Raw genomic sequence first — 10,084 nt, forward strand, 5'->3', positions numbered from 1 at the left:
CGGAGCCGCATCATGTCTCGCCCCGCGCCCCTGCGGGGCGCTGCCGTTCGGCCCCTGCGTGATGCTCTAGGGCTCGTTCTGCTGCCCCTTCCCCTCCTCGCCGCCGTGTTCCCCGGGGCCTTCGCCGGAGGCGGCACGCGGCGGTGGTTCGGGGGGCGTGGGGAGAGCGCCCGGGCCGAGGCGCAGGCCGCCAAGGACGCGGCGGCCGCCGCGTTCTACGAGCTGGACACCGCGCAGCGGGACCTGCGGATCTCCATCGAGACGATCGTGGCGGTGGACTCCTCGCCCGCCGCGCGGCGCGCCGCCGCCGACTTCGAGGCGTTCGGGCAGCGCATCGACGAGGTCAGCCACCAGTACATCACCGCCGTGGACGCGCACGACCTGGACCGGGACGACCTGGAGGCATCCGCCGCCGGCCGGGCGCGCACCGAGCTGACCGCAGCCAAGGACGCGCTCGGCAGGACCAAGCAGGACCTGGACCGCTTCTCACAGGGGCTCGGGCAGCTCCTCGACAAGGCGGAGACCCAGCTCGCCCGGCTCGCCCCGGCCGTGGAGCGGGCCCGCCAGACGCTCCTGGCCGCGAGCAACGCCCTGGACGCGGTGCGCGGCGCGGGCCTGAAGGCCGACGACCTCGCGGGGCGGCTCGCCGCGCTCGCGCCCGAGCTGACCAAGCTCAACCAGGGCGCGGGGCAGCACGGCGTCGCCGACACGCTCCAGCGCGCCGACCGTGTCGTGCGCGACGCGGAGGCCGTCCGCGCGGAGGCCGAGCGGCTGCCCGAGCGGGCCCGCGAGATCGACCGGCGCCTGGTGACGCTGCGCACCCGCGCCCAGGCCCTGACCACCCGCAGCGAGCAGGTCGAGCCGGTCCTCAGCGAGCTGCGCCGCCGCTTCACCGCGGCCTGCTGGCAGGACCTCCAGCGCGTCCCCGAGCAGGCCGAGGAGAACGTACGGCAGGCGGAGGCCAAGCTGGCGGAGGCCCAGCGGGCCCGCGAGGAGCAGCGGTGGCCGGACGCCACGGCGCGGCTTTCGACCGTGCGGGCCCTGCTCAACTCCACCGACGAGGCGGTGTCCGCCGCCGGCGACCGGCTGCGGCGGCTGAACGAGGTCTCCAAGGACCCGCAGGCGGAGATCGAGCGCACCCGGTTCGCGGTCCGTGACGCCCAGCGCCTGGCCATGGCGGGCCGCCAGCGCCCCGACCCTCGGGACGCGCGCCCGCTGGACGAGTCGGTGGCCCGCCTGGACCACGCGGTGGCCGCCCTGGAGGGCCGCCACCCCGACTACTGGCAGTTCCTGACCGAGATGGAGGCCGTGCGCGCCACGGCGGCGCGCGTGGTCGCGCGGATCCGCGAGGAGCGCGGCCAGGGCGCCGGCTGAGCCCGGGGCCCCGCGTCGGGGCGCCTCTGCGCCTGTGCGAGCCTGTGGGCATGACCGAGGGTGTGAGCAAGAGTTCGACCGACGGTCCGGCCGCGGGTGCGGCCGGCTTCCTCGCGGCGCTGCGGGCCCGGCGGCTGCTCGCCATCGTGCGCGGCCGTGACCCGGAGGCGTCGTTCCGTACGGTCGTGGCGCTCGTCGAGTCCGGTGTGCCGCTGGTCGAGGTCTCGCTGAGCGGCTCCGGCGCGCTCGGTGTGCTGCGCAGGGCGCGGGCCGAGCTGGGCGCGGACGCGTGGCTCGGCGCGGGCACGGTCCTGACGGCGGACGAGGCCCGGGGCGCGGCCGAGGCGGGCGCGAACCTGATCGTGACGCCCGGTCTCGGCGCGGGCGCCGACACCGGCCTCGCACTGCGCCTGCCCGTGCTCGCGGGCGTCCTCACCCCGACCGACGTGATCGCCGCGAGCGCGGCGGGCGCGACCGCCCTGAAGGTCTTCCCCGCGTCGGCGACGGGCGGCCCCGACTATCTGAAGGCGCTCCGCGGCCCGTTCCCCGACCTGCCGTTCGTGCCGGTCGGCGGCGTGGACGCGGACGCGGCGCGGGCCTATCTGGAGCACGGTGCCGCGGCGGTGGGCGTCGGTTCGCCCCTCGTCGCGGACGCGGCGGACGGCGGTGACCTGGACGCGCTGCGGGCCCGCGCGCGGCGGTTCGTGGCGGTGTGCGCGTGAGCGGGGTGTGCGCGGGCGACGGCCCGGGCCCGGACGTGTTCACCTTCGGGGAGACCATGGCGGCCCTGCGCGGCGAGGGACCGCTGAAGCTGGGCGGCACCATGACGGTGTCCGTCGCGGGGGCCGAGTCGAACGTGGCCGTGGGCCTCGCCCGGCTCGGGCACGCCGCGACCTGGGCGGGCGCCGTCGGCGACGACGAGGCCGGTGAGCTGGTCCTGCGGACGCTGCGGGCCGAGGGCGTGGACGTCTCGCACGCCGGCCGCGACCCGCGCGCGCCCACCGGCCTGATCCTCTTCGAGCCGCGCCTTCCGCAGGTGACGCGGGTCCACTACTACCGCTCGGGCTCCGCCGGATCGCAGGTCGACGCGGAGGCCGTCGCGCGGGCCTTCGCCGCCGCGCCGCCGCGCGTGCTGCACCTGACCGGTGTCACCCCGGCCCTCGGCGAGGCGGCCCGCGCCGCCTGGGAGCGCGTGTTGCGCCTCGCGCGCGAGCACGCCGTGCCCGTCTGCCTGGACGTCAACTTCCGCTCCCGGCTGTGGAGCAGGCGGGACGCGGGCACCTTCCTGCACCCCTGGACGCCGTACGTCGACGTGCTCGTGGCCTCCGCGGACGAGCTGCCGGTGTGCCTGGCACCGGGCGAAGAGCCGGGCGGCGTACGGGAGTCGGCGGAGCGGCTGCTGCGGCTCGGCGTCCCGGAGGTCGTCGTGAAGCTGGGCGCGGACGGCGCCGCCGCGTACGCGGACGGGGGCGCGTCGTGGCACCGCCCCGCGGTGCCGGTGCGCGTCGTCGACACCGTGGGCGCCGGGGACGCGTTCGTCGCCGGGTATCTGTCCGCGCTGCTCGACGGCGCTGACGTGCCGGGGCGCCTTGAGCGGGCGGTGACCACCGGGGCCTTCGCGGTCGCCTCGCGCGGGGACTGGGAAGGCGCCCCCACGCGGGCGGAGTTGGGGCTGCTCGGCGCGGACGACGTGCTGCGCTAGCCGCAGCAGCCGCCGCCACAGCAACCGCCGCCGCCCCCTCCGGCCGCCGGGGCCGGGGTGGTGCCGCCGACCACCACGGTCGACAGGAGCTTCACGGTGTCCTCGTGCCCGGCCGGACACACCGCGGGCTCCGCGGACTCCGCCATCGGCCGGCTCAACTCGAAGGTGTCCCCGCAGGGACGGCAACGGTACTCGTAACGAGGCATGCCCCAATTTTACGCCGCGCCGCGCCCCGGGTCCGCCCCTTCCCGATCCTGGGGGCTCCGCCCCCAGACCCCCGGGGCGGCCAGCCTCCGGTTCGGGAAGGGGCGGGCCTGGGGCGCCCCGCGAAGGTCACTCCGACAGGAAGCGCCGCAGGATCGACTCCCCCGCCGCCACCCCCGCCTCCGGCACCACCACCAGCCCCGGCGCCGTCCAGCCCACCTCGGCCAGCTCCCCGTGCGAGGGCCGGAAGGCGCGGTCCGCCGCGGCCAGGAGGTCCGCGTCGAGCAGGGAGTCCCCCGCGGCCAGCGTCTCGTCGGCGCCGGCCCGCCGCGCGACCTCGCGCATGGCCGCGCTCTTGGTGAGCGGCCGCGGCACGGCGTACACCTTGCGCCCCTGGAGCGAGACGGTCCAGCCGCGCTGCTCCGCCCACGCGCCGAGTTCCTTGACCCAGCCGTCCGGCAGCAGGGCCCGCTCGACGACCAGATAGGCGAAGAGGTCCTCGGCGACGCGCTCCTTCAGCAGCCAGGCCGGGTCGGCGGTGCGCAGCAGATGGGCGCGGACCTCCTCCAGGGGGGCGCAGTCCGCGGCGATGCGCCGGTCGACGGCCGCGCGCCAGGCGGGGTCGGAGACGCCGTCGACGAGCAGGTGGCCGCCGTTGGCGCAGATCGCGTACGCGGGCGCCGGGCCCGGCAGGTGGATGCGCGCGTACTGCTCGCGTGTGCGCGTGGTCGTCGGCACGAACACGGCGGCCCGGGCAAGCTCCGCGAGGAGCCCGGCCGCGGCCTCCGTGACGTACGACAGCGGCTTGCCCTCGTACACCTCGACGCAGAGCAGACGCGGCGCCTCGGCGTCGGGCATGCGCAGGCCGAGCGCGGCGGCGGAGTAGATGAGGGTGCGGTCGAGGTCGCTTGCGACCAGCCGCACGGGGCGGGCGCTCACGCTCCGGTCACCGCCTTGCCGTCGGCGCCGGTCGCCCCGCGCGTGTACTGGGGGTGGATCAACCCCACGCAGGTGTACGGGAGTTGCTCCACCTCCTCGACGGGCACGCCGCGCTGGGCGGCCAGCAGCCGGACGTGGTCGAGGTCGGGGCCCGCCCCGGCCCGGGCGAGGATCTTCCAGGGCACGCGGCGAAGGAGCACGCGCGTGGTCTCGCCGACGCCGGGCTTGACGAGGTTCACGTCGTGGATGCCGTACTCCTCGCTGATCCGCTCCACGGCGGCCCAGCCCTCCCAGGTGGGGGCGCGGTCGGCGGCCAGGATGTCCTTGACCCGTGTGTCCACGGCCTCGGCCACTTCGTCGAAGCGGGCGGCGACCGCGGCCACGAAGTCCGCGGAGACGTCGGCGTCCGCGAGGTCGCGGTAGAACTTCGCGCCGTGGAAGTCGTCGGGGCCGACGAGGTCGGCGCGCAGCACGGTGCGCGAGATGAGCCCGGAGACCGTGGAGTTGAGGCAGGCGGAGGGGATGAGGTAGTCCTCGCGGGTACCGTACGTGCGCACGCAGGAGCCCGGGTCGGCGAGCACGGCCATGTCCGGGTTGAAACCGGTGACACCCTCGGCCTCTTCGAACTCCCTTATCGCTGCGGCGAGTTCGCGGGTGATGGCGCCCTTGCCCGTCCAGCCGTCGACGAAGACGACGTCGGCCGGGTCGTGGTGCGCGGCGAGCCAGCGCAGCGCGTTGGCGTCGATGCCGCGGCCGCGCACGATGGACACCGCGTAGTGCGGCAGGTCGAGGCCGTGGCGGTGGAGCGCCCAGCGGCGCATCAGGACGCCGACGGGGGTGCCCGCACGGGCCAGGGACACGAGCACGGGGCGCGGCGAGCGCTCGGCGATGACCGTCTCGGTGACCGTGCCGACGGCCTGCGCGATCCGGGCGGCGGAGGTGTCGAGCGCGGCCCGGAACAGCTCCTGGTACCGCGCGCTCGGCTGGTACTCGACCGGCAGCGACTCGGCGTAGTGCGCCCCGCCGCTCTGGATCGCCTCCTCGCGCTCCTCGGTGGGCGCTTCGAGCGTGACCTCCGAGAGGTCCTGGAGCAGCCAGCCGACGTCGTCGGGCGCGTACGAGGAGAAGGCGGGGCCACGGAGGGGCTCGGGCAGCACGGACGGGGACCTTTCGGGTGCGTACGAGGGGACGACGGCGAGCAGCACGTGCCCCGTGTGCGCGGACAGCTGGGCGAGCAGGCCGTCGGGGGCGTGCAGGGCGGCCGTGTCGGCGGTGGAGTCGACGACGGCGACGACCGCGTCGAAGCCGCCGCCCGCCACGTTGTAGGCGTAGCGGTCGCCGGGCCCGTCGGCGGGGTCGTCGTGGGCGGGGAAGACGAGCCGGGTGCGGATGGCGTAGCCGGGGTCGTCGAGGGCGAGGACGGGTGAGCGGGTGGTGGTGGAGTAGCGGACCTCCGCCGTCTCACCGAGGTGCCCCTCCAGGGCGACGCCGAGCGCGAGCGGCGCGTACATCAGCTCCTCGAAGCCGAGGACGAGGACGCGCCTGGCCCCCTCGGGCAGCGCCCCCGCGATCCGCTCCGCCATGCCGGGGAGGGCGGCGGCCAGCCGGCCCCGGTGCGCGGGCGTGAAGCCGTGCCGGCCGCCGTCGGGGACACCGTCGGGCCAGGCCAGGCCGACCCGGGTGACGGGGGCGCGCGCGGCGCGCGGCGCGGGCCGGGCCGCAGGCACGCCCTCGTGCTCCTCGTGCTCCTCGACGAGTGCCCGGCCCTTCTCCAGGACGCCCTCCGGCAGCCGCACCGTGCCCGACGCGAGGGTCACCAGGTCGACGCGGGCCCCGATCTCCGCGGCGAAGGCGTCGAGGCGGTCGCGGTCGGCGGGGGCGCGCATGTCGACCAGGGCCACGATGACGTACCGCTCGCGCGGGAAGCGCGCGTGCAGGGCGCGGACGGTGTTGAGGACGGTGTTGCCGGTGGAGAACTCGTCGTCCACGAGGACCAGCGGACCCGTGCCCGCGAGCAGCCGGGGGTCCTCGGGCAGCAGCAGGTGCGAGGTGGCGTGCGAGTGGGACTCCTCGAAGCCGCCCGCCGGGGCCACGCCCGGGACGGGGCGGCGCGTGGAGTGCAGGTAGGGGGCGTCCGCGACGCCGTCGGCGACGCAGTGGCCGAGGCCCGTCGCCGTCTCCGCGTAACCGAGCACGACGGCGCGCGCGCAGGCGTCGGGGCCGAGCAGCTCGCGCACCCGCAGGCCCAGCTCGTACCCGGAGTGCCGCACCACCGAGGGCAGCTGCGGCACGTGCTTGCCGAGCACGTTCGACACCAGGAGGTGGGCGCGCTTGGGGTTGCGCCGCAGCGCGAGCCCGAGCAGCTCCCGCAGCCCCTCGTCGCCGGCCAGCTCCACACCGAGCCGCTCGGCGACCCACGTACCCGACCACACCACGTTCTTCGACGCCTTTCCGTCGCTCACTGTCACTTCTTCGCTCCGTCGCGCCATCAGGTGGGCAGTCCCGCCGAGAGCAGCTCCACGAAGCCGACGTCCTCGCGCGCGACGCCGAAGACCTCGGCGCGGCGCAGGGTCCGCTCGGCCCAGGCGCGGTGCGGCTTCACCTCGTTCATCTTGTTCGTGTACGCGGACCGCATGACTCCGCCGCCGTCGCGCTCGGGGCGCAGGATGTCCTGGGCGTCGCCGTACTCCTCGTGGCTGACCACGGACAGGGCGTGCACGGGCGTGACGTGCGAGGGGTGGATGCAGGTCTTGCCGAGCAGGCCGTTGGCCCGGTCCAGCTCGATCTCGCGCAGCAGGCCGTCGAGGTCGTGCTCGATCAGGGCCTGGCGCAGTTCCTCGGCGCGGCCCGCAAGGAACGGGCTCTGGCGGAGCTGCGGCTTGAACATCCGCTCCTGGACGCGGAAGTACTCCCAGACGGGCCCGGTCACGATGAAGCCGGTGCCGTCGGCGCGGCCGAGGTGGTTCACCACGTCGGCGATGACGGAGGCGACGATCTGCACGTCGTACGCGGTCATGTGCGGGGGCCTGCGCAGGCCGTACGCCGAGCAGAAGTCGGTGACGCCGAGCCGCAGCGCCAGCACCCGGTCGCGGTACTTGTCGACGGTGCGGGCGATCCCGGCGATCGTCTCGGCGCGGCTCTCCAGATACAGCAGCTGCGGCGATTCGAGGACCGGCATCGCGAACAGGCGCCGCCCGCTCGCCGTCTCCGCGGCGGCGAGCGACTCCAGGAACGGAACGCCCCGTTCCTCGGTGAACTTCGGCAGTACGAATCCGGACAGGAGACGGACCGCGGGACCGAGCCTGCGGGTCAGGTCCCCGATCTGCTCGGGGTCGCGGACGCGGATGAAGAGCAGCGGCGGCTCGGCGTCCGCCCGCCCCGCGAGGTCCACGAAGTGCCGGACCAGATTCTCCTCGGCGCCCACGACCTCGGCGTCGTCGATGGAGTCCTCCAGGCAGACGACCATCGAGATCACGCCACGGCCGGCCTGCTTGAGGATGTCGTCGGCCAGCCGCGGCCGCGTGGCCGGGCTGTACAGCGTGGCGCCGAGAGCGGCGGCGATGAGCTGCGGCGGGGAGTCCGCGGTGAAGGCGCACGGCTCCCTGTGAAAGAGGCGCTCTCGCACCTCTGGGGCTATGTGCCCGAAGTGACGCATGGGGTTCCCCTGGGATTCTCCTGATTCCGCCCGCATCGCGTATGCGATCCGAAGACATGGCCGGTAATAGTACGTAAAGGCGAGTGTCCGGGGTTCCCCTCGGGTGTGAAATCCAGGTAACCCGGCCATGACGTACACCTCGGCACCACACCGGCACAACCGGGTGTCATAGGACAAGGCGCCCCCTTGGGTCAGGGCCCTCGGGTCAGGGGCAGTACCCCGGGCCCCCGCGTTGTATCGCCCGGGACAAGAAGGGCAGGATGACGGCATGACGCACGCGATGTTGAAGGGGTCGAACGTCCCGCTGGAAGCCACCGCGGTCCGCGCGGTCCTGCGCTGGACGCTGAGCCAGGGCTCCCCCGTCGTCGACGCGTCGGCGCTGCTGCTCGGCACCGACGGCCGGGTGCGCTCCGACGAGGACTTCGTCTTCTACAACCAGCCGCGCCACCCCTCCGGCAAGGTCTGGCGCCTGGGCCAGAAGCGCCTGGCCGACGGCCTGACGGACACCGTCCAGACGGACCTCGCGGGCCTGGAGGCGGCCGTCGACCGCGTCCTGCTCGTCGCCTCCGCCGACAACGTGCCTTTCGAGCGGGTACGGGACCTGCGGATCCTGCTGTACGACGCCGCGGCACCGGCCACCGCCGAGCCGCTCGCGTACTTCGACATCACCCCGCAGACCGGCGCCGAGACCGCGCTGATCTGCGGCGAGCTGTACCGCCGCGGCGAGGGCTGGAAGTTCCGCGCCCTGGGCGAGGGGTACTCCGACGGCCTGGTGGGCCTCGCCACCGACTTCGGCATCTCCGTGGACGAGTCGGAGGCCGTGCCCGAGCCCACCCCGGACGCCTCGCTGCCGCGCGGGCCCGGCGCCGCCGCGCAGCCCCCGGCCGCCCACCCCGCCCAGCCGCAGCCCGCCACGCAGTACCCGGCCGCGCCGCCCGCGCCCGCCGTCGCGCCCCAGCCCTCGTACGGCTACCCGCCCGAGCCGCCGCGGTACCCGGCGCCGCAGCCCGCCTACGGCTACCCGCAGCCCGCGGCCGCGCACGTCACCCAGCCTCCGGTGGCGCCCCAGCCGGCGTACGGCTATCCGCAACCGGTCCCGCCGGTGCCCGACCCCGCCTTCCGGATGCCGCCGCAGGGGCCGCAGTTCCTGCCGCGCTGAGCGGGGCGCGGGCGGCGGCTCAGCCGACCTTGGACTTGTAGCCGCGGCCCCACTGGAGGCCCCAGCCGTAGAGCCGGTCCAGCTCGGCCTGGAAGCCGTACACGAACTTCACCTCGCGGCGCACGATCAGCTCGTCCTTGATGTTCTCCAGGAGGACCACCGCGCAGGAGCGCGCCTGCGGCTGGCGCTCGTCCAGGTCGATCTCGATCCGCGGGCCGTTGCTGGGGTAGAGCGTGACCTTGGCGTGCGTACGGTCGAAGGCCGGGGTCTGGTCGTAGATGTAGACGAACACCAGGAGCCGCCTGATGGACTCCCGGTGGTCGAGGTTGACGTACAGCGTCTCGCCGGTGCCGGAGCCGAACCGGTCGTCGCCGCTGCCCTTCACGTACGGCGGCGAGTTCAGGCTGCCGAAGAAGTTGCCGAGCGGCTGCACCACGCCCTTGGCCCCGTCCGCCAGCTCGTACAGACAGCCGAGGTCGAGGTCCACATTGACCATGCTCTGGGTGTGCGCCTGGACCTCTTCGGGCTGGAACAGCTTGAAGGGGTGGCGCAGCAGCCCACCGCCGCCGCGCCTCTTGCCGATGAGGTCGGACGTCCGCATCTGCCAGGAGAGGTTGACGCGGAGGTTCCCCGTGGCCGCGCCCTGTTTGCTGAGCGAGACCATCGGGTGCCGCTTGGTCAGCTCGATGGCGTTCGTCGCGGCCGCGCCCGCCGCGAAGTCCATCGCCCGCCCGGGCCGCAGACCGTCGAAGAAGCCCATGCCTACCCCCCACTCGATGCCCCGGTCACCATCCGCCGCGCCCCTGGGGCGGCCGGGGAGTCGCGCCCCAACAGCCGCCCCGAACAGAAGAGTTCCTCACCGGAGGCGGTGTCACACGTCCCGTTCAGTGATCCAGATCACCGTACGGCGGTCCGCGGACGCCACTGGCGGCGTCCCCCGCGCGGGGGGAGCCGCCAACGTGGTGCCTTTGGTCAGGTAAGGGGTCGCCCGACGCCCGAAGAGGCACCAGTCTTTCCTTTCCAAACCAAATCCCCCCCCTCCGTCCCCGCC

At 74.8% G+C, this 10,084-nt stretch carries 9 protein-coding genes; 4 read left to right on the top strand and 5 right to left on the bottom strand.

Annotation, left to right across the window (positions count from 1 at the left end):
- The first annotated feature begins 12 nt into the window (after positions 1-12).
- From AC07GB_RS18155 to AC07GB_RS18165, 3 genes are read left to right on the top strand one after another with little or no spacing between them, the layout of a single operon-like run.
- Positions 13-1,374 (top strand): hypothetical protein, encoded by a 1,362-nt coding sequence (locus AC07GB_RS18155; protein WP_478846466.1) that lies wholly within the window; start codon positions 13-15, stop codon positions 1,372-1,374.
- A 50-nt stretch (positions 1,375-1,424) separates the two neighbouring features.
- Positions 1,425-2,096 carry a bifunctional 4-hydroxy-2-oxoglutarate aldolase/2-dehydro-3-deoxy-phosphogluconate aldolase gene (locus AC07GB_RS18160; protein ID WP_478846468.1) on the top strand — a complete coding sequence of 224 codons (672 nt, stop codon included), beginning with the start codon at positions 1,425-1,427 and terminating at the stop codon, positions 2,094-2,096.
- Complete coding sequence (locus AC07GB_RS18165; protein ID WP_478846470.1) at positions 2,093-3,076, top strand: sugar kinase; 984 nt, start codon at positions 2,093-2,095, stop codon at positions 3,074-3,076. The genes AC07GB_RS18160 and AC07GB_RS18165 overlap by 4 nt, the downstream gene beginning before the upstream one ends.
- Here the strand turns inward: AC07GB_RS18165 and AC07GB_RS18170 are convergent.
- From AC07GB_RS18170 to AC07GB_RS18185, 4 genes are all read right to left on the bottom strand, one after another.
- Positions 3,073-3,282 carry an FmdB family zinc ribbon protein gene (locus AC07GB_RS18170; RefSeq protein ID WP_478846472.1) on the bottom strand — a complete coding sequence of 70 codons (210 nt, stop codon included), beginning with the start codon at positions 3,280-3,282 and terminating at the stop codon, positions 3,073-3,075. The genes AC07GB_RS18165 and AC07GB_RS18170 overlap by 4 nt on opposite strands.
- Positions 3,283-3,409: 127 nt before the next feature.
- Positions 3,410-4,138 (bottom strand): HAD family hydrolase, encoded by a 729-nt coding sequence (locus tag AC07GB_RS18175; protein WP_478846511.1) that lies wholly within the window; start codon positions 4,136-4,138, stop codon positions 3,410-3,412.
- A gap of 77 nt (positions 4,139-4,215) precedes the next feature.
- Complete coding sequence (locus AC07GB_RS18180; protein ID WP_478846474.1) at positions 4,216-6,708, bottom strand: phosphoribosyltransferase; 2,493 nt, start codon at positions 6,706-6,708, stop codon at positions 4,216-4,218.
- On the bottom strand, positions 6,708-7,874 hold the full coding sequence (locus tag AC07GB_RS18185; protein WP_478846476.1) for an HpcH/HpaI aldolase/citrate lyase family protein: 1,167 nt from the start codon (positions 7,872-7,874) through the stop codon (positions 6,708-6,710). Before AC07GB_RS18185 ends, AC07GB_RS18180 begins: the two co-directional genes overlap by 1 nt.
- Positions 7,875-8,142: 268 nt before the next feature.
- Between AC07GB_RS18185 and AC07GB_RS18190 the strand changes: the two genes are divergently transcribed.
- On the top strand, positions 8,143-9,033 hold the full coding sequence (locus tag AC07GB_RS18190) for a TerD family protein (protein ID WP_478846478.1): 891 nt from the start codon (positions 8,143-8,145) through the stop codon (positions 9,031-9,033).
- 19 nt (positions 9,034-9,052) lie between these two features.
- Here AC07GB_RS18190 and AC07GB_RS18195 read toward each other — a convergent pair whose 3' ends face one another.
- Positions 9,053-9,793, bottom strand: coding sequence for a TerD family protein (locus AC07GB_RS18195; protein WP_478846480.1), 741 nt, complete (start codon positions 9,791-9,793; stop codon positions 9,053-9,055).
- Between the last annotated feature and the right edge of the window lie 291 nt (positions 9,794-10,084).

The organism is Streptomyces sp. NPDC045778 (assembly GCF_056431945.1).

What these genes read in the sequence shown, in the direction of transcription:
- AC07GB_RS18190 (WP_478846478.1), top strand. Translation starts at nt 8,143, where the DNA reads ATGACGCACGCGATGTTGAAGGGGTCGAACGTCCCGCTGGAAGCCACC.
- AC07GB_RS18195 (WP_478846480.1), bottom strand. Translation starts at nt 9,793, where the DNA reads ATGGGCTTCTTCGACGGTCTGCGGCCCGGGCGGGCGATGGACTTCGCG.
- AC07GB_RS18160 (WP_478846468.1), top strand. Translation starts at nt 1,425, where the DNA reads ATGACCGAGGGTGTGAGCAAGAGTTCGACCGACGGTCCGGCCGCGGGT.
- AC07GB_RS18185 (WP_478846476.1), bottom strand. Translation starts at nt 7,874, where the DNA reads ATGCGTCACTTCGGGCACATAGCCCCAGAGGTGCGAGAGCGCCTCTTT.
- AC07GB_RS18180 (WP_478846474.1), bottom strand. Translation starts at nt 6,708, where the DNA reads ATGGCGCGACGGAGCGAAGAAGTGACAGTGAGCGACGGAAAGGCGTCG.
- AC07GB_RS18175 (WP_478846511.1), bottom strand. Translation starts at nt 4,138, where the DNA reads ATGCCCGACGCCGAGGCGCCGCGTCTGCTCTGCGTCGAGGTGTACGAG.
- AC07GB_RS18155 (WP_478846466.1), top strand. Translation starts at nt 13, where the DNA reads ATGTCTCGCCCCGCGCCCCTGCGGGGCGCTGCCGTTCGGCCCCTGCGT.
- AC07GB_RS18170 (WP_478846472.1), bottom strand. Translation starts at nt 3,282, where the DNA reads ATGCCTCGTTACGAGTACCGTTGCCGTCCCTGCGGGGACACCTTCGAG.